23 protein-coding genes are annotated in these 23134 nt (G+C 72.6%); 14 read left to right on the forward strand and 9 right to left on the reverse strand.

The genetic code is table 11. The features are described 5' to 3' along the window. Nucleotides 1-588: 588 nt before the first annotated feature. From ACFRFH_RS02105 to ACFRFH_RS02115, 3 genes are read right to left on the reverse strand one after another with little or no spacing between them, the layout of a single operon-like run. Nucleotides 589-1188, reverse strand: a complete 600-nt coding sequence (locus tag ACFRFH_RS02105; RefSeq protein WP_382461354.1) for a TetR-like C-terminal domain-containing protein — start codon at nt 1186-1188, stop codon at nt 589-591. Between the two features lie 38 nt (nt 1189-1226). Continuing rightward, a complete protein-coding gene (locus ACFRFH_RS02110; RefSeq protein ID WP_382461355.1) occupies nt 1227-2081 on the reverse strand; it encodes an alpha/beta fold hydrolase in 855 nt (284 codons plus the stop codon). Nucleotides 2082-2136: 55 nt separating this feature from the next. Beyond that, nucleotides 2137-2718, reverse strand: a complete 582-nt coding sequence (locus ACFRFH_RS02115) for an NUDIX hydrolase family protein (protein WP_382461356.1) — start codon at nt 2716-2718, stop codon at nt 2137-2139. A gap of 111 nt (nt 2719-2829) precedes the next feature. On the opposite strand from ACFRFH_RS02115, the gene ACFRFH_RS02120 reads away from it, so the two are divergent. From ACFRFH_RS02120 to ACFRFH_RS02130, 3 genes are all read left to right on the forward strand, one after another. Further along, nucleotides 2830-3480 carry an alpha/beta hydrolase gene (locus ACFRFH_RS02120; protein ID WP_382461357.1) on the forward strand — a complete coding sequence of 217 codons (651 nt, stop codon included), beginning with the start codon at nt 2830-2832 and terminating at the stop codon, nt 3478-3480. Nucleotides 3481-3548: 68 nt separating this feature from the next. After that, nucleotides 3549-8210 (forward strand): ATP-dependent helicase, encoded by a 4662-nt coding sequence (locus ACFRFH_RS02125; protein ID WP_382461358.1) that lies wholly within the window; start codon nt 3549-3551, stop codon nt 8208-8210. A 13-nt stretch (nt 8211-8223) separates the two neighbouring features. Beyond that, a complete protein-coding gene (locus ACFRFH_RS02130; RefSeq protein ID WP_382461359.1) occupies nt 8224-9000 on the forward strand; it encodes a DNA-formamidopyrimidine glycosylase family protein in 777 nt (258 codons plus the stop codon). 74 nt (nt 9001-9074) lie between these two features. On the opposite strand, the gene ACFRFH_RS02135 is transcribed toward ACFRFH_RS02130, so the two are convergent. Continuing rightward, entirely contained in the window at nt 9075-9665 is a 591-nt protein-coding gene (locus ACFRFH_RS02135; RefSeq protein WP_382461360.1) for an NADPH-dependent FMN reductase, read from the reverse strand. 123 nt (nt 9666-9788) lie between these two features. Here ACFRFH_RS02135 and ACFRFH_RS02140 point away from each other — a divergent pair, with 123 nt between their 5' ends. Both ACFRFH_RS02140 and ACFRFH_RS02145 read left to right on the forward strand, forming a co-directional pair. Continuing rightward, entirely contained in the window at nt 9789-10289 is a 501-nt protein-coding gene (locus ACFRFH_RS02140; RefSeq protein ID WP_382461361.1) for a MarR family winged helix-turn-helix transcriptional regulator, read from the forward strand. Between the two features lie 130 nt (nt 10290-10419). Beyond that, nucleotides 10420-12192: an LCP family protein gene (locus ACFRFH_RS02145; RefSeq protein WP_382461362.1), complete on the forward strand. Its 1773-nt coding sequence runs from the start codon at nt 10420-10422 to the stop codon at nt 12190-12192. Between the two features lie 82 nt (nt 12193-12274). Here the strand turns inward: ACFRFH_RS02145 and poxB are convergent, their stop codons facing one another. After that, a complete protein-coding gene (poxB, locus tag ACFRFH_RS02150) occupies nt 12275-14008 on the reverse strand; it encodes a ubiquinone-dependent pyruvate dehydrogenase (protein ID WP_382461363.1) in 1734 nt (577 codons plus the stop codon). A gap of 168 nt (nt 14009-14176) precedes the next feature. Here poxB and ACFRFH_RS02155 point away from each other — a divergent pair, with 168 nt between their 5' ends. Further along, the gene (locus ACFRFH_RS02155; protein WP_382461364.1) at nt 14177-14809 is read left to right on the forward strand and encodes a ScbR family autoregulator-binding transcription factor; all 633 of its coding nucleotides are present in this window, start codon (nt 14177-14179) and stop codon (nt 14807-14809) included. Nucleotides 14810-15048: 239 nt separating this feature from the next. Beyond that, nucleotides 15049-15426, forward strand: a complete 378-nt coding sequence (locus tag ACFRFH_RS02160) for a DUF3566 domain-containing protein (protein ID WP_382461365.1) — start codon at nt 15049-15051, stop codon at nt 15424-15426. Here the strand turns inward: ACFRFH_RS02160 and ACFRFH_RS02165 are convergent. After that, nucleotides 15407-16057, reverse strand: coding sequence for a TetR/AcrR family transcriptional regulator C-terminal domain-containing protein (locus ACFRFH_RS02165; protein ID WP_382461366.1), 651 nt, complete (start codon nt 16055-16057; stop codon nt 15407-15409). The genes ACFRFH_RS02160 and ACFRFH_RS02165 overlap by 20 nt on opposite strands. Before the next feature lie 56 nt (nt 16058-16113). Between ACFRFH_RS02165 and ACFRFH_RS02170 the strand changes: the two genes are divergently transcribed. From ACFRFH_RS02170 to ACFRFH_RS02200, 7 genes are all read left to right on the forward strand, one after another. Next, nucleotides 16114-16809, forward strand: coding sequence for a biotin transporter BioY (locus ACFRFH_RS02170; RefSeq protein WP_382461367.1), 696 nt, complete (start codon nt 16114-16116; stop codon nt 16807-16809). Next, complete coding sequence (locus ACFRFH_RS02175; RefSeq protein ID WP_382461368.1) at nt 16806-17921, forward strand: AMP-binding protein; 1116 nt, start codon at nt 16806-16808, stop codon at nt 17919-17921. Before ACFRFH_RS02170 ends, ACFRFH_RS02175 begins: the two co-directional genes overlap by 4 nt. After that, nucleotides 17911-19029, forward strand: coding sequence for a thiolase family protein (locus ACFRFH_RS02180; RefSeq protein ID WP_382461369.1), 1119 nt, complete (start codon nt 17911-17913; stop codon nt 19027-19029). The genes ACFRFH_RS02175 and ACFRFH_RS02180 overlap by 11 nt, the downstream gene beginning before the upstream one ends. Then, nucleotides 19026-19727 carry an energy-coupling factor ABC transporter ATP-binding protein gene (locus ACFRFH_RS02185; RefSeq protein ID WP_382461370.1) on the forward strand — a complete coding sequence of 234 codons (702 nt, stop codon included), beginning with the start codon at nt 19026-19028 and terminating at the stop codon, nt 19725-19727. The genes ACFRFH_RS02180 and ACFRFH_RS02185 overlap by 4 nt, the downstream gene beginning before the upstream one ends. Beyond that, nucleotides 19721-20332 (forward strand): energy-coupling factor transporter transmembrane component T, encoded by a 612-nt coding sequence (locus tag ACFRFH_RS02190; RefSeq protein ID WP_382461371.1) that lies wholly within the window; start codon nt 19721-19723, stop codon nt 20330-20332. Before ACFRFH_RS02185 ends, ACFRFH_RS02190 begins: the two co-directional genes overlap by 7 nt. After that, nucleotides 20329-20652, forward strand: coding sequence for a CHY zinc finger protein (locus tag ACFRFH_RS02195; protein ID WP_382461372.1), 324 nt, complete (start codon nt 20329-20331; stop codon nt 20650-20652). Before ACFRFH_RS02190 ends, ACFRFH_RS02195 begins: the two co-directional genes overlap by 4 nt. Nucleotides 20653-20797: 145 nt before the next feature. Then, nucleotides 20798-21472, forward strand: a complete 675-nt coding sequence (locus ACFRFH_RS02200) for a hypothetical protein (protein ID WP_382461373.1) — start codon at nt 20798-20800, stop codon at nt 21470-21472. Here ACFRFH_RS02200 and ACFRFH_RS02205 read toward each other — a convergent pair whose 3' ends face one another. Genes ACFRFH_RS02205 through ACFRFH_RS02215 form a run of 3 tightly spaced genes read right to left on the reverse strand, consistent with a single transcriptional unit; the run spans nt 21473 to nt 23084 of the window. Further along, on the reverse strand, nt 21473-22453 hold the full coding sequence (locus ACFRFH_RS02205) for an NAD(P)-dependent alcohol dehydrogenase (protein ID WP_382461374.1): 981 nt from the start codon (nt 22451-22453) through the stop codon (nt 21473-21475). A gap of 8 nt (nt 22454-22461) precedes the next feature. Next, nucleotides 22462-22680: a helix-turn-helix transcriptional regulator gene (locus ACFRFH_RS02210; RefSeq protein WP_382461375.1), complete on the reverse strand. Its 219-nt coding sequence runs from the start codon at nt 22678-22680 to the stop codon at nt 22462-22464. Continuing rightward, nucleotides 22674-23084, reverse strand: a complete 411-nt coding sequence (locus ACFRFH_RS02215) for a hypothetical protein (RefSeq protein ID WP_382461376.1) — start codon at nt 23082-23084, stop codon at nt 22674-22676. The genes ACFRFH_RS02210 and ACFRFH_RS02215 overlap by 7 nt, the downstream gene beginning before the upstream one ends. Nucleotides 23085-23134 lie beyond the last annotated feature (50 nt).

Below are 23134 nucleotides of genomic sequence, written 5' to 3' on the forward strand. Positions count from 1 at the left end.
GACGGAGGAGATCCCGGCCTGACCCGGCCGGATGTCCTCCGTTGCCGACGCCGGAGGTAACGGAGGAGATCCCGGCCTGACCCGGCCGGATGTCCTCCGTTGCCGACGCCGGAGGTAACGGAGGAGATCCCGGCCTGACCCGGCCGGATGTCCTCCGCTGCTGACGCCGAAGGTAACGGAGGAGATCCCGCCCACGCCCGGCCGGATCTCCTCCGTTGCCTGCTTAAAGGCAACCCACGTAGGCAGAACTCCTCCATCACCGACACCGCAGCCAACGGAGGAGTCTCGGCGCGCGGCGAGCGGAAATGTCGGGCAACGGAGGAGATTTCGGCCCGACCCGAGCAGATGTCCTCCGTTGTCGACGCCGGAGGTAACGGAGGAGATCCCGCCCACGCCCGGCCGGATCTCCTCCGTTGCCTGCTTAAGGGCCACCCGCGCAGGCAGATCTCCTCCGTTACCGACGCGTGGCCAACGGAGGAGTTTCGGTGCGCGGCGAGCGGAGATGTCGGGCAACGGAGGAGATTCCGGGGCGAGCCGGGCGGATGTCCTCCGTTGGCGACGCGGAGGTGATACGCGGGTGGGCCTGGGTCAGTGGGTGGGGGTGAGGGTGAGGATGCCGGCCTCGATGCCGTTGATGAGGAGGCGGAAGCTGCGGTCGAGGTCGTCGGGGAGGCCGAAGCCGCCGCCGAGTTCGAGGGTGATGAAGCCGTGGAGGGCGCTGCGCAACATCCGGATGGCGTCGACCGTCGCCTCCTCGGGCAGCCCGAAACCGCGCAGGGCGGCGGCCAGGACGGCGATGGTCTCGGCGGCGCGGGCCGCGAACTCGGCGTCGTCCTCCGACCCCAGGTCGGGCGCGACCTGCGTCGCCGCATACCGGCCGGGGTGGCGGTGCGCGTAGGCGCGGACGGCGTCGGCCGCCGAGTGGAGGGCCTCCGGTCCGGAGCGGCCGATGGTCGCCTCGGCCAGCACGCCCGTCAGCTCGGCGACGCACTCGGTTGCGACCACCCGGCGCAGGTCGTCGAGCGACGCGACGTGCTTGTAGAGGCTCGGCACCGCCACGCCGGCGCGGGAGGCCACGGCGGCGAGGGTCAGCTTGTCGAGGCCGTTCACTCCGCCGGCGTCCACGAGGTCGAGGGCGACGGCGGCGACCGCGGCTCGGGTGAGCCCGGCCCTAGGCACGGGCGTCACCCAGGTCTGCGACCGCGTTCGCGGCGACGTCCGGCGCGTTACGCACGGGCCTCGCCCCATCCGCTCTCCCGCCGCTGCTCCAGGAACCGCAGCGTCGCAGGAACGATCACGTCCGGCCGCTGGGCCTGCGGGTAGTGGCCCGATTCGGGCACCCGGACCACCTCCGCCCCGAGGGACTCGATCCAGTCGGCCTCGGCGGCCGGGTCCTTGTAGTCGGGATCGAGCGCTCCGACGAAGGCGAGGATGGGGGCCTTCACCTCCGGCAGGCGCGGCTCGACGACCGAGTGAGTGAGTTGAAGGGTGAGGTGGCGGAAGGAGCGCAGCCGGCCGGGCTCCTTCATGTTGCGCTTGAGGTCGGCGGTGTGCTCTTTCAGCCACGGCGCGGTGCGGCCCTTGTTGATCGAGCGGTAGTAGCCCGCCCAGAAGGCCGGGCCCCACGGGCCGGTGAACAGCACGCGGTACATCCCGTGGATGGACGCGACGGTGAGGCGGCTCATCGCGGGGTCGCGCAGTAGCGGGCCGTAGAGCACGAGGCCGGCGATCGCGTCGGGACGCTCGGCGGCGGCCCACGCGGCGGCGGCCGCGCCCATCGAGTTGCCGAGCACGACGGCGTTGCCGCCCAGCTCGTCGATCAGCGCGATCAGGTCGCGGGCGGTCGCGATGTCGCCGAACTCGCGGAAGGTGGTGTCCGACTCGCCGTGCGCCCGGAGGTCGGTGACGGCGACGCGGTAGCCGGCCGCCAGCAGCGGGCCGGTCAGCTCGCGGTAGGTGGAACGGAGGTCGCCCATCCCGGGGACGGCGACGACGAGCGGGCCGGAGCCCTCGACGGTGTAGCTGATGCGTCCCTCGGGGCGCTGCAGGTACCGGACCTGCGAAGCGATGGAAGTGTTCATAGCCGTAAAGCTAATACCATTAGCTAACGAGCGCAAGCATTATTGGAAAATCCGTTCAGACGATCTTGCCGACCGACGCCATCGCCGCCTTCACCAGCACCCCGCGACCGCCTTCGAGCTCCTCGCAGACCGTGTGCGAGACCGCCTCCTCCGGCGTCATCCAGGTGATCTCGAGCGCGTCCTGCCGCGGTTCGCAGGTGCCGGTCACCGGAACGACGTAGGCGAGCGAGACCGCGTGCTGCCGCTCGTCGGTGAACGCGGTCACCCCTGGCATCGGGAAGTACTCCGCGACCTGGAACGGCACCGGGCTCGCCGGCAGCAGCGGGAACGCCATCGGCCCGAGGTCCTTCTCGATGTGCCGGAACAGCGCCTCCCGCAGCGTCTCGCCGTACATGACGCGGCCGGAGACGAGCGTGCGGGTGATCTCGCCGACCGCGTTCGCGCGCAGCAGCACGCCGACCTCGGTCACCTGGCCGAGCCCGTCGACCCGCACCGGCACGGCTTCCACGTAGAGCAGCGGCAGCCTCCGGCGGATCTGCTCCAGCTCGATGTCGCTCAGCCAGGCGGGACCGGGCTGGACACTGTCGCCGTCGAGCGGGTCGGGGGTCGGGTCCGGGTCGGGTGTGCGCACGCTCATGCACTGATCCTACGGATGACGCACCGCGCCGCCACCCGGATAGACCGATCTGTGGACTGCGCCGCGATCTGGGGGGATGTGGAGGACAGGCAGTCGTGCCCAGAATGGACCATGCCCTTCGCCGCCCCCGAGCTCCACCTCGACCACGAGGCCGTGCTCTGGTCTGCCGGCGAGGCCGACCGCGTCGGCCGCCCGCGGCTGATCCTCCTGCACGGCTACGGGTCGGACGAGGCGGACCTGTTCGGGATCTCGGCGTACCTGCCGCTGGAGCCGGTGATCGCCTCGCTGCGGGCGCCGATCCCGGAGGGCCCCGGCTTCGCGTGGTTCTCGCGCTTCACCAACATCTCGGTCGACCCGCTCGCCGCCAACGCGGACGCGGCCGCCCGCGCCGTCCTCGACTGGCTGGACGACCAGCCCGACGTGCCGACCGGCCTGCTCGGCTTCTCGCAGGGCGGCGCGCTCGCCCTCCAGCTCCTGCGCCTGGCACCGGAGCGCTTCGACTTCGCTGTGGCGCTGTCCGCCTTCGTCGTGCAGGGCACGGAGGACGGGGACGAGGCTCTCGCCGAGCGCCGGCCGCCGGTGTTCTGGGGCCGCGGCACGCACGACGACGCCATCCCCGCGGCGGGAGTCGCGCGCGCGGGCGCGTGGCTGTCCGCACACACCGACCTCGATGCGCGAATCTACGAGGGCCTCGGCCACGGGATCTCGCCGCTGGAGCTCGGCGACATCTCCTCCTTCATCCGCGCGCACCTGCCGCGCTGACGGCCCGAGGCGGCGCCCCGCGCGGCCTCCCCTTGGCGGTGTCGGTGGCGGGGAGCAGGATGGATGCGATGAGCGACGTGCTCGACCGGTTCTCCCCCGCGACCCGTGAATGGTTCCGCGGGGCCTTCGCCGCGCCCACCGACGCCCAGACCGGAGCGTGGGAGGCCATCTCGCACGGGCGGCACGCGCTGGTCATCGCGCCGACCGGCTCGGGCAAGACGCTGGCCTCGTTCCTCTGGGCGATCGACCGCCTGGCGAGCCAGGAGCGACCTCCGGACGCCCGCCCCGGCACGCGCGTCCTCTACATCTCGCCGCTGAAGGCGCTCGGCGTGGACGTGGAGCGCAACCTCCGTGCGCCGCTGGTCGGCGTCACGCAGACGGCGCGACGGCTCGGCGCCGAGCCTCCGCATGTCTCCGTGGGCGTGCGCTCGGGCGACACCTCGTCGTCCGACCGCCGAGCGCTGGTCGCCTCCCCGCCGGACATCCTGATCACGACGCCCGAGTCGCTCTTCCTCATGCTCACGTCGCAGGCGCGCGAGACGCTGACGACCGTCGAGACCGTGATCGTGGACGAGGTTCACGCCGTCGCGGCCACCAAGCGCGGCGCTCACCTCGCGCTCTCCCTCGAACGGCTGGACGCCCTGCTGGAGAAGCCGGCCCAGCGCATCGGCCTGTCCGCGACCGTACGGCCGCCGGAGGAGGTCGCCCGGTTCCTCGGCGGCAGCTCGCCGGTGGAGATCGTCGCCCCTCCCGCGGGCAAGCGGTTCGACCTCCGCGTGGTCGTGCCGGTCGAGGATATGAGCGAGCTCGGCACCTCCACCTACGCGAGCGACAACGACGACGGCTCCGCACCGCAGGCCGGCTCGATCTGGCCGCATGTGGAGGAGGCGATCGTCGAGCGCGTGCTGGAGCACCGCTCCTCGATCGTGTTCGCGAACTCGCGTCGCCTGGCCGAGCGGCTGACCGCACGGCTCAACGAGCTGTACGAGGAACGGGTGCTCGGCGGCGAGGCAGGCGCAGCGCCCGCCCGCCCGCCGGCGGAGCTGATGGGCGGCTCCGGCCAGACCAAGGGCTCCGCCGTCGCCGACCCGGAGTCGCTCGTCCTCGCCCGCGCGCACCACGGCTCGGTCAGCAAGGAGCAGCGCGCCCTGATCGAGGACGACCTCAAGTCCGGGAGGCTGCGCTGCGTCGTCGCGACCTCCAGCCTGGAGCTCGGCATCGACATGGGCGCGGTGGACCTCGTCGTGCAGGTCGAGGCGCCGCCCTCGGTCGCGAGCGGGCTGCAGCGCGTCGGCCGCGCCGGCCACCAGGTGGGCGAGGTGTCGCGCGGGGTCGTGTTCCCCAAGCACCGCGCCGACCTCATCCACTCGGCGGTCGCCACCGAGCGGATGGTCGGCGGCCTGATCGAGACGATGCGGATCCCGACGAACCCGCTCGACATCCTCGCCCAGCAGACGGTGGCGGCGACTGCGCTCGAGCCGCTCGACGCCGACGACTGGTTCGACACCGTGCGCCGGAGCGCGCCGTTCGCGACGCTGCCGCGCAGTGCGTACGACGCGACGCTCGACCTGCTCGCCGGCCGCTACCCGTCCGACGAGTTCGCCGAGCTGCGGCCGCGCATCGTGTGGGATCGCGACGCCGGCACGCTCACCGGCCGCCCCGGCGCGCAGCGGCTCGCCGTGACCAGCGGCGGCACCATCCCGGACCGCGGGATGTTCGCGGTCTACATGGTGGGCGAGCGCGCCAGCCGGGTGGGCGAGCTGGACGAGGAGATGGTCTACGAGTCGCGCGTCGGCGACGTCTTCGCGCTCGGCTCGACGAGCTGGCGCATCCAGGAGATCACCCACGACCGCGTGCTGGTCTCGCCCGCGTTCGGCGAGCCGGGGCGGCTGCCGTTCTGGAAGGGCGACGGCATCGGCAGGCCCGCGGAGCTGGGCGCGGCGGTCGGCGCATTCGTGCGCGAACTGAGCGCCGCCTCCCCGGCCGACGCCGAGCTGCGCTGCGTGGAGGCCGGGCTCGACGCGTTCGCGACGGCCAACCTGCTGGCGTTCCTGCGCGAGCAGAAGGAGGCCACGGGGCACGTCCCGACCGACCGGACGCTCGTGGTCGAGCGGTTCCGCGACGAGCTGGGCGACTGGCGCGTGGTGCTGCATTCCCCGTACGGCATGCAAGTGCACTCGCCGTGGGCGCTGGCCGTGCAGGCGCGCGTCCGCGAGCGGTACGGGATCGACGCGGGTGCGATGGCGGCGGACGACGGGATCATCGTTCGTATTCCCGACACGGAATCCACGCCTCCCGGCGGCGAGCTGTTCGTGTTCGAGCCGGCCGAGCTGGACGAGCTGGTGACCCTGGAGGTCGGCGGCTCCGCGCTGTTCGCCTCCCGGTTCCGCGAGTGCGCGGCCCGCGCGCTGCTGCTGCCCAAGTACAACCCGGGCAAACGGTCGCCGCTCTGGCAGCAGCGGCAGAAGGCGTCGCAGCTGCTCGACGTCGCGCGCAAGTACCCGAGCTTCCCGATCATCCTGGAGACGGTGCGCGAGTGCCTGCAGGACGTCTACGACCTGCCCGCGCTGGACGAGGTGGCGCAGAGCATCGCCCAGCGCCGCATCACGCTGGTGGAGGCCGCGACCGAGACGGCCTCGCCATTCGCGCGGTCGCTGCTGTTCGGCTACGTCGCGGCGTTCATGTATGAGGGCGACAGCCCGCTCGCGGAACGGCGCGCGGCGGCGCTGTCGCTCGACGCGGGGTTGCTTGCCGAGCTCCTGGGCCGCGCGGAGCTGCGCGAGCTGCTCGACCCGTCGGTGATCGAGCGGGTGGAGCTGCAGCTGCAGCGGCTCGATCCGGAGCGGCGGGTGCGTGGCGAGGAAGGCGTGGCCGACCTGCTGCGGCTGCTCGGGCCGCTGACCGTCGCCCAGGTGGCGGAGCGGTTGCAGGGTGACGAGGTGGAAGCCGACTCGGCTGCGGAAGAAGTCGCCCCTCCCCACGCCACCCTCCCCGCCGCCCTCACACACCTCACCACGCTGGTCGACGCCAAACGCGCCCTCCCGGTCACCATCGCCGGCGAGCAGCGCTTCTCGGCCATCGAGGACGCGAGCCGCCTCCGCGACGCGCTCGGCGTCCCGCTCCCCATCGGCGTGCCCGTCGCCTTCATCGAGCCCGTGGATGACCCGCTCGGCGACCTGGTCAGCCGCTACGCGCGCACGCACGGCCCGTTCGAGGTCGCGGAGGTCGCCTCCCGGTTCGGTCTCGGCCCGGCGATCGTGCACGACGCGCTGCGCCGGCTGTCCCGCGACGGCCGCGTCGTCGAGGGCGAGTTCCGCCCGCACGCGACCGGCTCCGAGTGGTGCGACGCGGAGGTCCTGCGGCGGCTGCGGCGGATGTCGCTCGCGGCGCTCCGCCAGGAGGTCGAGCCGGTCGAGACGGCGACGTTCGCGCGGTTCCTCGGCGACTGGCAGCACATCGGCTCCACCCTGCGCGGCGTGGACGCGGTCGCGTCGGTCATCGAGCAGCTCGCTGGGGCGCGCATCCCGGCCTCCGCGTGGGAGTCGCTGGTGCTGCCGAGCCGCGTCGCGGACTACAGCCCGGCCATGCTGGACGAGCTCACCGCCACCGGCGAGGTGATCTGGGCGGGCGACGGCTCGCTGCCGGGCAACGACGGCTGGATCAGCCTCAACCTCGCCGACTCGGCCCCGCTCACGCTCGCCCCGCCGACCGACCACGATCCCGACGAGCTGCAGCGCGGCGTCCTGGCGGCGCTCGCGCGCGGCGGCGGGTACTTCTTCCGGCAGCTCTCCGACACCCTCGGGGCCGAGCGCGGCGAGGCGATCGAGGACGCCGTGCTGGTTACCGCGCTGTGGGATCTGGTCTGGGCCGGGCTGGTCACCAACGACACCCTCGCTCCGCTGCGCACGCTGACCGGTGGAGGAGGCGGCGCCCACAAGCGGCCGCGGCAGCCCACGCGGTCCCGGATGTACCGCGGCCGGGTCGGCGCCCCGCGCACCTCCGCGATGGTCACCCGGATGGGACCGCCGACCGTCGCCGGCCGCTGGTCGCTGCTCCCCGAGCGCGACCTGGACTCCACGGTCCGCGCGCACGGCCAGGCCGAGACGCTGCTCGACCGGTACGGCGTCGTCACCCGCGGCTCGGTGATGAACGAAGGGACGCCGGGAGGCTTCGCACTGGCTTACAAGGTGCTCAGCGGCTTCGAGGACAGCGGGCGCGCGCGCCGCGGCTACTTCGTGGAGACGCTCGGCGCCGCGCAGTTCGCGAGCGGGCCGACCGTGGACCGGCTGCGCACCTTCGCCCGCGACCACACTCAGCCGCGGCCGTTCGACGCGGTCGCCCTCGCGGCGACCGACCCCGCCAACGCGTACGGCGCGGCGCTGCCGTGGCCGGCCGTCCCCGCCGCGACCGGGGGCGTGGAGGGCGGCACCGGCCATCGGCCCGGGCGCAAGGCGGGCGCGCTGGTCGCCCTGGTGGACGGCGAGCTCACCCTCTACGTGGAGCGCGGAGGCAAGAGCCTGCTCTGCTTCGCCGACCAGGAGGACGACGGCGTGCGCCCCGCGCTCGTGGCGGCCTCCCGCGCACTGGCCGGCCTGGTGACCTCCCGCCGCGTGGACAAGCTCGCCATCGAGACGGTCAACGGTGCGAACGTGCTCGGCAGCGCGCTCGGCACGGCCCTCACCGAGGCGGGGTTCCTGCCCACGCCGCGCGGCCTCCGGCTGCGAGGGTGACAGGTGACGGCCGATGCCTGAGGGCGACACCGTCTACCAGACGGCCGCGCGCCTGCGCCGCGCGCTGCAGGGCCGCCTGCTGACCGAGACCGACTTCCGCGTGCCGCAGTACGCGACCGTCGACCTCAGCGGCCGGCACGTCGACGAGGTGGTCAGCCGCGGCAAGCACCTGCTGATCCGGGTCGGCGACCAGACCATCCACAGCCACCTCAAGATGGAGGGCTCGTGGGAGGTCTACCCGCCCGGTGGGCGGTGGCGGCATCCCGGGTTCCAGGCGCGCGTGGTCCTTCAGACCGCCGAGACGCAGGCGGTCGGCTTCCAGCTGGGCATCCTGGAGGTGGTGCCGCGGTCGCAGGAGGACACCGTCGTCGGCCACCTGGGCCCGGATCTGCTCGGGCCCGACTGGGACGCCGGGGAGGCCCTCCGCCGGCTGGCCGAGCACCCGGACGCCCCGATCGCGGTCGCACTGCTCGACCAGCGGAACCTCGCCGGCATCGGCAACGTCTACGCCAACGAGCTGTGCTTCGTGCGCGGGATGCTGCCGACGCGTCCGGTGCGGGAGGCCGACCTCCCCGCCACCGTCGACCTGGCGCGCCGGATGCTCGTCGCCAACCGCGACCGCACCGTGCGCGTGACGACCGGCGACACCCGCCGCGGCCGCAACACCTGGGTGTACGGCCGCGACGGGAAGCCGTGCCTGCGCTGCGGGACGCTCATCCGCCGCGCGGAGCTCGGGCGCACCGAGCTGGAGCAGCGAGTCACCTACTTCTGCCCGGTCTGCCAGACCTGACCGCTCCCGAGGGGCACGTCGTTGTCACTTTCGGGGCTCAGAAGTGACAACAACGTGCCCCTCGATGGTCTGGGTTAGGCGGCGGCTTCCTCGTCGAGGTCGGCGTCGGCAGCGGCGCGGATGCCGGCGAGCGCGCCCGACCACGACTCGAGCTGGTCGAAGAGCGGCGTCAGGCCGGCCTCCGCCGCGGGCGTCGGCTTCAGCGACCAGTTCTCAAAGTCGTGCTGGAGGCTCAGGCCGACGAACGCGCTGACCGTCGCGACCTGGAGCTGCGAGAGCACGAGCCGCAGGTGCTCGACCGCGCGGGCGCCGCCGAAGACGCCGTAGCTGACGAAGCCGGCCGCCTTGTTGTACCACTCGGCCCCGACGAAATCGATCGCGTTCTTGAGCGCGCCGGAGGTGCTGTGGTTGTACTCGGGCGTCACGAAGAGATAGCCGTCGAACTCCGCGATCTTGGCCGCCCACGCTTTGGTGTGGTCGTTGGCGTACCGGCCCATCGCGGCGGGCATCGGCTCGTCGAGGTGCGGGAGGTTCCACTCGGCGAGGTCGACGAGCTCGTACTCCGCGTCGTCGCGCTGCGCGGCGTGCTCGAGCACCCAGCGGGCGACGGACTCCCCGTTGCGGCCGGGGCGCGTGCTGCCGATGATGATGGCGATCCTGGTCATGTCAGCCTTTCTGATTTTTTGGTGACGTGTCAACATTCTTGCACCGCGGGCGACGTCGCGCCATCCCCGCGCACTGAGCCCGGCGCCTCCGCACACTGTCGCGGGCGCGTGCAAGGATGACGTATGGCGATCGCGCGCACCCGACCCGATCCGCGCAGACTGAGCACTGCCGAAGCGGAGCTGTTCCACGCGTTCTACCTGATGCGGCGCGGTTTCGACCGCGCCCTGGACGCCCAGCTGCAGCGGGACGACGGCATCTCCATCTCCGAGCTCGAGGTGCTCATGGCGCTGGTACGGTCGCCGGGGCGGCGGCTGCGCGTGCGCGACCTGGTCGAGCTGACCGGCTGGGAGAAGAGCCGCGTCTCCCACCAGGTCACCCGCATGGAGGGCCGCGGCCTGGTGGAGCGCGAGGACTGCGCGGAGGACCGCCGCGCCAGCTGGATCCGGCTCAGCGGCGAGGGGCGCCGCGTCGTCGTGCGGGCGCTCCCGAAGCACTCCGCGATGATCCGCCGCATCCTCTTCGACGCCCTCACACCGGAGCAGCAGGACGAGCTGCTCGCGATCTCCACCCGGATGACCGACGCGATGTCACCGGGAGAGGCGTCCTCCACACCGGATGCATGAGGGTTCTCGCAGCGCCGTTCGCCGCTTTGCCGTGAGCATGCTGAGAACTCCTCCCTGATCCGCTGGTCATTCCGCCGGAACACCGCCGGAAACCAGGCTGTTCGCAGGCCGCACCCCCTAGCGTCGTGGTGTGCGACGCCCGAACTATCCCTCAGGTGAGTCCGGCGCCGGCCGGGACGACCGTCCCGAGCCGCCGACCGAGATCTTCGGACGCGTGCCCGCAGCCGACCCGCGCCGGCCGGTGCGGGCGACGCGGCCGGCGTCCGGCGTCCCCTCCGGGCGCAACGGCGGGCGGGCTGCGGGGGCTGCGGGAGCGGGCGCCGCGGCGGGTTCCGGTGCGGGAGCTGCCGGTGCGGGAGCTGCCGGTGCGGGAGGCGCCGGTGCGCCCTTCGACCTGTTCGGACTGTCCGGCTCTCCGGACCCTGGCCGCGCGGACGGCGGCTTCGGCGACGGCTTCGGCGACGGCGGTGACGGTTCCGGCGGTGGAACGGGCGGCGGCAAGCCCCCGAAGAAGAACCGCCGCGCCAAGCGCATCATCGCCTGGACCGCGGCCGGACTGGCCGTGCTCCTCGTGGTGCTCGGCGGCTATGCCGCCTACAGCTACTTCCGCTTCGTCGGCGGTGTGAGCCACGTCGACGTCATCAACAAGACCGGCAACGACGTGGACGGCGCGGACCAGAACATCCTGCTCGTCGGCGACGACCACCGTCCGGACAACGCGACGCAGGCGGAGCTGAACCAGCTCAGCACCACCGCGGACGGCGGCGGCACCAACACGGACACGATGATGATCCTGCACATCCCGGCCAACGGGAAGTCGGCGACCCTCGTCTCCCTCCCCCGCGACTCGTGGGTGAACGTGCCGGGCCATGGGATGAACAAGCTCAACGCGGCGTTCTCGCTCGGCAACGGCGGCAGCGACCCGACCAGCGGCGCCAAGCTGCTCATCCAGACCGTACAGAACCTCACCGGGCTGTCGATCGACCACTACGTGCGCGTCTCCCTGCTCGGCTTCTACACGATCGCGAAGGCCCTCGGGCCGGTGCAGGTGTGCCTCAACAACGCGGTGAACGACCCGTACTCCGGCGCGAACTTCCCCGCGGGCGTCTCGACGCTGGACGCGCAGCAGGCGCTGTCGTTCGTGCGGCAGCGGCACGGTCTCCCGCGCGGCGACCTCGACCGGGTCGTGCGCCAGCAGTACTTCCTGTCGGTGGAGGCGCACAAGTTCCTGTCCGCGGGGACCCTGCTGAACCCGGGCAAGCTCACGAGCGCGCTCGACGCCATCAGCGGATCGCTGGAGACCGACCCCGGGCTGAACTTCCTCCAGCTCGCGGCCCAAATGCAGGGCCTCACCGGCGGCAAGATCCAGTCGGCGACGATCCCGATCTCCGGCACGCCGACCATCACGGTCGACGGCTCCGACCTGTCGATCGTGCAGGTGGACACGGCGGCGATGCCGGCGTTCGTCAAGAGCCTGACGGGCACGCCGTCCGCCTATGACAGCGCGAAGGCGGCCAAGCCGTCCGACACGAAGGTGACTGTGCTCAACGGCGGCAGCATGAACGGCGCGGCGGGCACGGCGACGCAGACGTTCAGCGCGGCGGGGTTCAAGACCGGCACGGCCGGCGACGCGAGCTCGCAGCAGACGACGACCATCCAGTACCCGTCAGGCCAGGAGTCGCAGGCGAAGGCCGTCGCAGCCCTGCTCCCGGGCGCCGCGGTGCAGGAGACCGGCAGCGTCAAGAACGTCACCGTCGTCCTCGGCGAGGACGGCCTGATGCCGACCGCGCCCGGCGCCGCCCCCACCGGCGGCAGCGCTCCCGCCGCCCCGGCCGCCCCGGCCCCCGCGCCCACCCACTCCGGCCCCACCACCAACTACTCCAGCACCGTCTGCATCAACTGACGCCCGCCGCCATCAGTTCCGGAGTTGTGTACGTCCGCGCGCGGCGTGTCGCGTACACAACTCCGGAATTGATGGATGGGGGCTAGTCGAAGAGGCGGCGGAAGACGTTGGTGTCGGCGAGGTCGATGAGTTCGTCGCCTCGGCCGGACATGATCGTGCGGAGGGCGTAGAGGGTGAAGCCTTTGACCTGGGCGGCGGTGACGGCCGGCGGGATGCTCAGCTCCTGGCGGGCGGTCACCACGTCCACCAGGGCGGGGCCGTCGTGCGCGAGCGCCGTGCGGAGGGCGCTCTCCAGTTCGTCCGGCTTCTCGACCCGCTGGCCGTGGATGCCGATGGCTTGGGCTACCCGGGCGAAGTCCGGGTTCTCCAGGCCCGTGCCGTAGTTGACGAAGCCCGCGGCCTTCATCTCGACCTCCACGAAGTTCAGCGACGAGTTGTTGAAGACGACGATCTTGACCGGCAGCTTCATCTGCACCAGGGTCAGCAGCTCGCCCATCAGCATCGCCAGCCCGCCGTCGCCCGCCAGCGCGATCACCTGCCGCCCGGGGAACGCCGCTTGCGCGCCGATCGACTGCGACAGGGCGTTGGCCATACTGCCGTGGTTGAACGAGCCGATCAGCCGGCGCGAGCCGTTCATCCGCAGGTAGCGGGCCGCCCAGACCACGGGCGAGCCGACATCCGGGATGTACACGGCGTCCTCGCTGGAGAGCTCGCTGATCAGCCGCGCGACGTACTGCGGGTGGATGGGCGTGCGGTTGCGGTCGTTGACGGCCAGCTCGTCCAGGCTCTTGCGCGCCTTCAGGTAGTGCGAGCGGGACGCGTCGAGGTGCTTGGTGTCCTTCCGCTCCTCCAGCAGCGGCAGGAGCGCCTCCACGGTGTCCTTCACGCTGCCGACCAGCCCGAGGTCGATCGGCGTGCGCCGGCCGAGGTTCTCGCCACGGATGTCGACCTGGATGATCTTCGCCTTGGACGGGTAGAACTGCTGGTACGGGAAGTCGGTACCGAGCATGAGCAGCGCGTCGCAGGACTCCATCGCCCGGTAGCCGGAGGAGAAGCCGAGTAGACCGGTCATCCCGACGTCGTACGGGTTGTCGTACTCGACGAACTCCTTGCCGCGCATCGCGTGCACGACCGGGGCCCTGAGCGCTCCGGCAATGTCGATGAGCTGCGGGTGGGCGCCCTCGACGCCGGCGCCCGCGAGGATCGTGACCTTCTTGGCGGCGTTCAGGATGTCGGCCGCGGCCTTCAGCTCGCCGTCGGTGGGCCGGGTCACCCGCGGCGAGTACAGGATCGGCGCCGACGGCTTACGGCCGACGCTGTCCGCGAGGAAGATCTCGCCTGGGATGACCACGACCGCGACGCCGCGACGCTCGATCGCCGTGCGCATCGCGATCTCCAGCACGCGGGGCAGCTGCTCCGGCATGCTCACGATCTCGGTGTAGACCGAGGCCTCGCGGAACAGCTCCTGAGGGTGCGTCTCCTGGAAGTAGGTGCTGCCGATCTCGGGCCCGGGGATCTGCGCGGCGATCGCGAGCACGGGGACTCGGCTGCGGTTGGCGTCGAAGAGGCCATTGATGAGGTGCAGGTTGCCGGGGCCGCAGCTTCCGGCGCACACCGCCAGCTCGCCGGTGAGCGCCGCCTCAGCGGCCGCCGCGAACGCCGCGGCCTCCTCGTGCCGCACATGCTCCCAGGTCACGTCGCCTGCGCGTCGGAGCGCGTCTGTGAAGCCGTTGAGCGAGTCGCCGGGGATGCCGTAGACGCGCTTGACGCCCGCGTCCCGGATGATCTCGACGATGGTGTCGGCGACGGTGGTCATGCGGCGTCCTCCTCGGTCGGCGTGGCTGCGACGGGTGATCCGGCTGCGGATAGGATCACGCTACTCCGGGGGTTGCCGTCGCGTCTGGTCCCGTACCCGCCGGATTTATGCATAGCTCCCGGATTTATGCATCAAGCACAAAGGTCGATCGCACTACTGTGTGAGGTCATGGTCACGCAGTCTCGCGCCCTCGCCACCCGCGACGCAATCCTCCGCGGTGCGGCCGAAGTCTTCGGCGCGCGCGGCTACGGGCTGGCCTCCATCTCCGACATCGCGAAGACGGCCGGGCTCACGAAGGGCGCGCTGTACTTCCATTTCGCGTCCAAGGACGAGCTGGCGCTCGCGGTGATCGCCGAGCAGCACCGGCGCACGATGGAGGCCTCCACCGCGATCCTCGCGGAGGGTCGGCCCGCGCTGGAGTCGCTCGTGCTGCTCTGCCGGAGCCTCGGACGGCAGCTCCTGGAGGACCCGGTGGTGCAGGCCGGCATCCGGCTGACCACCGACGTCGGGACGGCCGATCAGGCGATCGTCGAGCCGTACGAGGACTGGTTCCGCGCGATCGAGGAGCTGACCCGCAAAGCGATCGACGAGGGCGACGTCTCGGAGCGCGTGGACCCCGGGATGTTCGCGCACCTGCTGTCGCCCGCGTTCACGGGCGTGCAGCTGGTGTCGGCGACGCTGACCGGGCGGGCGGACCTCCTGCAGCGCATCCGGGAGCTGTGGATCGTGCTGCTGCCGGGGATCGTCGCGGAGGGACGGCTCGACGCGCTGCGGACGCTGCCCGACCTGATCGTGGAGTGAGCCGGCTGAGGGCGTCCGCTCCGGGAACCGCCCGACCGACATCCCCCCAGTGGTCGCCGTTGCGAACTGTACGTCGGTCGGGCGTTTGCCCCCGCACGCCCATATTACATGCATAACCGGTCGATCGGTTTGTTTCGAGGTCCCGTCGCTCCGGGGTTCGCCCGGGCGTGTCGGTTAGACTCGGCCGATGGGGGAGCCGCGCGAGCGGTTCGAGAGAAGCACCACCGGGGAGGTCGCCGATGTCGGCACGGACGAAGCAGAAGAAGCGCGCGACGATGCGCCTCGTCTACATCGATTTCTGGTCCGCGCTGAAGATGTCCTTCCTGATCAGCATCGTGCTGGCGGCGGTGACCGTCGTGCTCACGCTGCTCGGCTGGTCGGTGCTCGACAAGGTCGGGCTGGTCGGCTCGATGGCGACGTTCCTGGAGAGCATCGCCGGCGCGCAGGGCGCCGCCCTCGTCGCCGGGCTGACCTTCGGCAACGTGATGACGTTCACGCTCGTGGTGTGCCTGCTGGAGGTCATCGTCGTGTCCTCGCTCGGGGCGATCTTCGCGGCGCTGTTCAACCTGGCGACCACCGTGGTCGGCGGCTGGAAGGTCACGTTCGGGAGCGATTAGCCCCTGCCGTTGCGGCGCTAACCGGAACGTCACCGTCGGTCGCGAGGCGCTGGAGGCCGCCCACGAGCAGTCCCACCCCGAACGCGAACGCGGCGGCCGAGTCCCCTTCGTCGAGCGGGTCGGCGGCCTCCCCCGTCGCCAGCACGCCGATGCTGTCGAACTGCATCCGCTGCTGCTCGTGGGAGACGTGACCGAGCACGAAGTGCAGGAGCGCCGTGGCGGCGCGGCCGGCGGTCTCGGCGTCGAAGCCTCCCGAGCGGACGGCCGCCTCCAGGCGCTGCTGGGCCGGAGCGGCGCCCAGGCCGAGCGCGGCGGTGCTGGCGACGACCTCCGCACCGTCGCGGTATGCGAGCAGCGCGTCGCGGAGGGCGGCGGACTCGGCGCGCACCCGGTCGGGCCAGGCCCCGTCGGGTGAGGTGACGGCGGCGCGGCCGACGATGCGGTCGGCGAGCTCGGCCAGGAGGGTCTGCTTGTTCGGGAAGTGCCAGTAGAGCGCGCTGGGCTGAACGTCGAGTGCGGCGGCGAGGCGGCGCATGGTGAGGTCGGGGAGGCCGTAGTCGTCGAGGATGCGCAGGGCCGTCTCGGCCACGTCGTCGCGGCTGTGTCTGCGTGCGCTTTCGTTTCCCGTCACGGTTTCACTATAGTGAACGCTGTTCAGGTGAACAGTGTTCAGGTGAAGGAAACCCGATGACCGACTCCCCCCGCACCACCCCCGCTACGCCCGCGACCGCCGCCACTCCCGCGACGGCGGAGAGCGCGGCCTCCCGGCCCCCGGCCGCCCGTCCCGCCCGTCGCGGCCTCGACGCGACCGACATCGCGCGCGTCGCTGTCGTCGCCGCGATCGTCGCCGTCCTCGGCCTCCCCGGCGGCTTCACCGTGTTCGGCGCCGTGCCGATCACCGCGCAGACGCTCGGCGTCATGCTCGCCGGCGCGCTGCTCGGGCCGTGGCTCGGCGCGCTGTCGATGACCGTGCTGCTCGCGCTGGTCGCCGCAGGCCTCCCCCTCCTGGCCGGCGGACGCGGCGGGCTCGGCGTGTTCGTCGGCGCCTCGGCCGGTTACCTCGTGGGCTGGATCGTCGGCGCGGCCGTCATCGGTCTCATCGTCCACGCGGGCAACCGCAAGCCCGTCGTCTGGCGCACGTTCGTCGGCGTCGTGGTGGGCGGCATCGGCGTGGTGTACGCGTTCGGCATCCCGGTGCAGGCCTTCGTCGGGCGGCTGCCGCTCGGCCAGACCGCGTTCCTCAGCCTCGGCTTCCTGCCGGGCGACCTCATCAAGGCGGTGCTCGCGACCGCGATCGTCGCGACGCTGGTCCGCGCGTACCCTCGCGCGTTCCGGCGGACCTGGGCTCCGGCTCGCCGTCGGGACGACGCTCCCGCCGCATGACCCGGATCGTCCCGCTGCGCGACGACGACCCCGCCCTCCTGGAGCTGCTCCGGGAGGCGCGGACGGCCGGCGACGTCCCGCTCGTGGTCGACGGCCGGCGTCCGGCCTCGCACCTGGCCGCGGCCGTGGACGCGGCGTCGCACGCCGACCTGGCGGGCTCGGACGGGTCCGACCGGATCGGCTGGGCGACGCTGACCTCCGGCAGCAGCGGGCCGCCGCGGATCGTCCTGCGCAGCCACGCGTCGTGGGCGTCGTCGTTCGCAGTGGTGGCCGAGGTGCTGGGCGGTCGGGCGGTCGCCCTCCCGGCGCCCGCCTCGTCGTCGCTGACACTGTTCTCGCTCGCGCACGCGCTCGACGGCGGCCCGCGGGCGGTGCTCGACGGCGGCGCGGCCGACTGCTTCCACGGCACGCCCGAGGCGCTGCGCCGGCTGCTGGAGTCGGGCACCGCGTCCGGCATACGCTCCGCGCTGGTCGGCGGCTCGCACCTCGACCCGGAGCTGAGGGCGAGGGCCGCGGCGGAGGGGATGCGCGTGACCGCCTACTACGGAGCGGCGGAGCTGTCCTTCGTGGCCGTCGACCACGGCGACGGGCTCGTGCCGTTGCCCGGAGTCGAGCTGCGCGTGCGCGACGGCGAGCTGTGGGTGCGCTCCCCGTTCGTGGCCCGCAGCTACGCCGGCGCCCCCGGCCCGCTGCGCCGCGACGGCGCCTGGGCGACGGTCGGCGACCGCGCCGAGCTTGTGCACGCGGCGGACGGCGGCGAGCGCGTCCGCCTGCTCGGCCGCGCGGACGGCGCGATCCTCAGCGCGTCCGCCACGATCGTTCCGGACGAGGTGGAGGCCGCGCTGCGCTCTGTGCCCGGCGTGCGCGACGCAATAGTGTTCGGCCTCCCGACCGGCCGCGTCGGCGCGCTCGTCGCTGCGTTCGTGGAGCCGGACGGCAGCCTCCCGCCGCTGGCAACGCTGCGCGCGGCCGCTGCCGAGCGCCTCGCGCCCGCCCACCGTCCCCGCCGCTGGTACGCTGCTGAGCTGCCGCGGACCGCGGCGGGGAAGCCGGCGCGCGCGGAGGCCGTGCGGCGGGTTCTGGAGGGGGAGGTGCGGCCGATTGAACGCTGAGAACCCTGTCATCGTCGCCGCTCGCCGCACCCCCATCGGCACCCGCGGCCGCGCCCTCGCGCGCCTGCGCGTGGAGGAGCTGGCCACCCCTGTCCTCCGCGCCGCCCTGTCCGATGCGGCGAGCGCGACGGGCGCGCCGGTCGAGGTCGCCGACGTCCTGCTCGGCAACTGCATGGGCCCCGGCGGCAACCCGGCGCGCGTGGCGGCCCTCGCCGCCGGGCTGGACCCCGCGATCCCGGGCGGCACCGTCGATCGGCAGTGCGGCAGCGGGCTGGCCGCGATCCTCGACGCCACGGCCGCGATCCGAGCGGGCGACCGGAGGCCGCGGCTCGCCGGTGGCGTGGAGAGCGCCTCCACCGCCCCGGTCCGCTCTGTCGACGGGGTCGCCTACGACCGGGCGCCGTTCGCGCCGGAGGGCTTCCCGGATCCCGACATGGTCCGGGCCGCAGAGGACCTGGCCGCGCACGACGGCATCCCGCGGTCGCGGCTCGACGCGCACGCCGCACGCAGCCACGAGCGGGCGCGCGCCGCGCTCGCCGGCGGGCGGTTCGCGGACGAGCTGGTGCCGCTGGCCGGGCTCGACGGGGACGACGCGATCGGCGCGGCCGAGCGGCTGCTCACCCGGCTGCCCGCGCTCTTCCCCGGCGGCGTGCTCACGGCCGGGACCTCGACCCGGATCGGCGACGGCGCCGCGGCGGTCGTCGTGACCCCGGCCGGCGCGCCCGGGCTCGCGGTGCTGGCGGGCGCGGTCGTCGGCTGCGACCCCGCGCTGCCCGGGATCGGCGCCGCGCCGGCAATCCTCTCCGCGCTCGCGCAGGCTGGCGTCACCTCGCGGCAGGTCACGGCCTTCGAGCTCGTGGAGGCGTTCGCGTCGCAGAGCATCGCGGTGCTGGAGCGCATCGGCGTCGCGGAGGACGACACCCGGGTCTGCGCCGATGGCGGCGCGCTCGCGCTCGGCCACCCGTGGGGCGCGAGCGGGGCGGTGGCCGTGGTGCGGCTGTTCAGCCGGCTCGTGCGCGGCGGGGCGCCGGCGGGGACGCTCGGGGTCGCCGCGGCGTCGGTCGGCGGCGGGCTGGGTGTGGCGGCCGTGTTCGAGGTGGTGCGATGAGCGCCCTCCAGCTCGACGGCATCGGGGTCCGCCTCGGCGACGTCGACGCCCTCCACGACGTCACCCTCGACGCCGACGCCCGCACCATCGCGGTGATCGGCGAGAACGGGTCGGGAAAGTCGACCTTCGCGCGCCTCCTCGGCGGGCTGGTCCCGTCCTCCGCCGGCGAGCTGCGCATCCTCGGGCTCGACCCCGCCCGCCAGGCCGCCGAGCTGCGGCGGCGGATCGCGGTCGTATTCAGCAACCCGGACGCGCAGATCATCATGCCGACCGTCGCGGAGGACGTCGCCTTCTCGCTCCGCGCCGACCGGCTCGGCCGGGAGGCCACGGCGGCGCGCGTCGCCGACGCCCTGGAGCGCTTCGGGCTGACCGAGCTGGCTGAGCGGCCCTCCCACGACCTGTCGGGCGGCCAGAAGCAGCTCCTCGCGCTGTGCGGCGCATTCGTGCGGCGGCCGGAGCTCATGATCGCGGATGAGCCGACGGCCTACCTGGACGCCCGCAACGCCCGCCGCGTCTCCGACCATCTGCTGGAGGACGCCGGACACCGGCTCGTCCTGGTCACCCATGACCTGGCGCTGGCCGCCCGCTGCGACACGGCGGTGCTCTTCGCCGGCGGCACGGTGGCCGCAGTCGGCTCGCCGGGGGATGTGGTGGCGGCGTACGAGCGCTTGCTCGCCGAGGGGAGCCTCCCGTGCTGACCCTCTACCGCCCGGGGACGGGACCGCTGCACCGGATGCCGGCCGGCCCCAAGCTGCTGCTGGTGCTCGCGGCGGTGCTCGCGGTGTCGCTGCTGCCCTCCACCTGGGTCGCGGCCGCGGTCGCCGCGACACTGCCTGTGGTCGCGTACGCCCTCGCGGGCCTCGGCGACGGGGCCCTCGGGATGTGCGAGCTCGCCCGTCAGGTGCTCGCCGTACGCTGGGTGATCCTGATCACCCTCGGCGGCCAGCTCCTCTTCCTCGGCCCGGAGCCCGCGGTCGCGAACACCGCGCGCGTGACGTCCGCGGTGGTGCTCGCCGCGCTGCTGGTCCTGACGACGCGGGTCGCCGACCTCCTGGACGCCGTCGAGCACGGCCTCCGACCGCTCGCGGCCCTGCGGATCGACCCGGAGCGGACGGCGCTGCTGCTGACGGTGACGCTCAGCACGGTGCCGGTGCTCGCGGGGCTGGCGCAGGACGTCAGGGACGCTCAGCGCGCTCGGGGCGCCAGGGCAGGCCTGCGGGCGTTCGCGGTGCCGTTCCTGGTGCTGGCGTTCAAGCACGCGGACGAGCTGGGCGACGCACTGACGGCGCGAGGCGTGCGATGAGCGGCGGCCCGCGCGTGCTCGGCCCCACCGTGGACGACCAGACGCGCTGCATCCACTACCGGACGCCGCTCGACGTGATCGCGATCCGGTTCGCGTGCTGCGGGGAGTTCTACCCGTGCCACGCCTGCCACGCGGAGACCGCCGGGCATCCGGCCCAGCAGTGGCCGGTGGCCGAACGCGGCGAGCGCGCGGTGCTGTGCGGAGTGTGCAAGGGGACGTTGGCGATCGCGGAGTACCTGGAGGCGGACTCGTGCCCGGAGTGCGGGGCGGGGTTCAACCCGGGGTGCAAGCTGCACACGGAGTTGTACTTCCAGGTGTGAGGGGCCGCGCGAGTTATCCACAACTTCGCGTCGAGCCCCGCGAAGGCGCTCGATCGTCGCCCAGAATGATAAATGCCCCGGCGCGGCGACACTTTCGTGTCTCGTCCGGGGCTTACGGATAACAGCGTACCTGAAAGCTCCACCAATGTCACAACCTCACGACTCGATCTGGCGCGGTGGTGTTCCATCGCTGATCGGCGGTCCGCGATTCCAGACGTATCTGTCGGCCACCACCGAGCCCGACGAAGCCGTCCGGCTCTACTCGTGGAACATCGAAGTCTCGGCGAGCCTCTGGGGCGGTTTCCACCTCGCGGAGGTCTGTCTGAGGAATGCGGTGAACGACAGGCTGGTCGACCACTTCGGCGGGCGAGCCTGGTGGGATTCCGCTCAACTCCACCACGCCGACCTCGCCGTCATCCGATCAGCCCATCGACACCTCTCTCGGTCGCGGCTGGGCGAGTTCACGCCGGGTCATATCGTGGCGGAACTCGGATTCGGCTTCTGGATCGGGCTCCTGGGAAATCGCTACCATTCCCGACTCTGGGAAGCGGCGAAGCTCGACAGCGCCTTCCCGCACTACGCCGGTCGTCGGCGAGACCTGCACACGGCACTGGAGCGGCTGCGCAAATTGCGCAACCGCGTAGCCCACCACGAGCCGATCTTCAACAGAGACCTCGCCTACGATCACGAATTGCTGCTGTCGATCCTGGGCTATCTGAGTTCGGACGTCGCGCACTGGTGCCGGACGCATTCACGATTCGACAGCATCCTCCTTCGGAGGGATGCCGTCGTCTCGGGGCTGCGCGTCCCCGCGTTCTGACTACAGCACCACCACGACCTTCCCTCGCGCCCGCCCTGCGCCGAGGTGGTCGATCGCCTCGCCCGTCCGCTCCAGCGGATATGTGGTGTCGATGACCGGGTGGAACGCGCCCTCCTCGTAGAGGCGGGCCAGCTCGAGGAGGTCCTCCTGGCGTTCGCGCGCCATCAGGCCGACCAGGCGCTGGCGGGAGGTCGTGTTCCTCAGGCCGGCCGCCGCGATGCGCTCTGTGCCGCCAAGGATGCTGCCGCCCGCCTCCCCGCCGACGAGGACAAGCGCACCCTCGGGGGCGAGGCTCGCCCGCAGCGCACGCAGCGGGCGGTTGCCCGCGGTGTCGATGATCGCGTCCCAGACCCGGCCGAGACCGAGCGCGTCGGTCGTCGTGTAGTCGATCGCGTCCGCGGCGCCCAGCTCGCGGACGAGCGCGGTCTTCGGACCGCTGCACACTCCCGTCACCTCGGCGCCGCGCGCGACGGCGAGCTGCACGGCGAAGTGGCCGACGCCGCCGGCCGCGCCCAGCACGAGGACCCGGTCGCCCTCCCCCACCTCCGCCGCGGTCAGCGCCTGCACCGCCGTCACCGCCGAGATCGGCACCGCCGCGGCCTCCGCGAAACCGAGGCCGGCAGGGATCGGGACCACCGCGGCACGCGGGGCGCGGACCCGCTCGGCGAGCGCGCCGGCGGCCGAGCCGAACACCGCGTCGCCGGCCTGGAGGTCGTCGACCTCGCCTCCGACGGCCTCCACCACGCCCGCGAAGGCGGCGCCGCGCACCCGCGACGACGGGCGGCGCATCCCGAAGCCCATCAGCCGCATCAGGTAGGGGCGGCCAGTGGTGAGGTGCCAGGTGCCCGCGTCGATGCCGGCCGCCTCGACGCGCACCAGCACGTCGGCGGGCCCGATCGACGGGACGGGGACCTCCTCCACGCGCAGCGCGGCGGTGGTGCCGTAGGCGTCCTGGACGATAGCGCGCATCGTGGTGCTCATGGTTCGCCTCACTCCTCGGGATACTGGAACACGTCGTCGAGCGGGACCCCGAACGCCCGCGCGAGCTGGAAGGCCATCTCCAGGGACGGCGAGTACCGGCCCTGCTCGATGGCGATGATGGTCTGGCGGGTGACGCCCACCCGATCCGCGAGCTCGGCCTGCGTCATCTCGCCCGCGCCGAAGCGGAGGGCTCGGATGCTGTTGGTCACGCGGGTGGGCTTCACCATGCCGGCAGCCCCTTGCGGTAGGCGACCAGAGTGGCGATCGAGCCGACCACCGCAGACAGCACGAAGGCGGCGTAGACGGCGTTCGCGATCCAGAACCAGGGCGCCTCGAACAGCGCCAGCACGAGCGCGGCCAGGGCGCCGATCACCACGAAGGCCGCACCGACGCGTTCGCCGAAGACGTTGAATTCGCGATCGCGCTGGTCGCGCTTGTCGGCCTCCCGCGGGTTCGAGAAGGAGATGGCGAAGCGGGCGAGGATGTTGGCCACGATGGAGCCCACCACGGTCCAGATGAGCAACGGCACGTAGTCGCCCGGGCCGTTCACCGCCAGCAGGATCAGGTAGACGGCGTAGCCCAGGACGGCGACCACCAGGTACGCCCACGCGCTCTTCTCGTCGTAGGACACTGCGCACCTCTCATGTCAAGGATTGTGTACATGGCGAGTGTAAAGCGATG

Source organism: Leifsonia sp. NPDC056824, assembly GCF_042789575.1.
Lineage (GTDB): Bacteria > Actinomycetota > Actinomycetes > Actinomycetales > Microbacteriaceae > Leifsonia.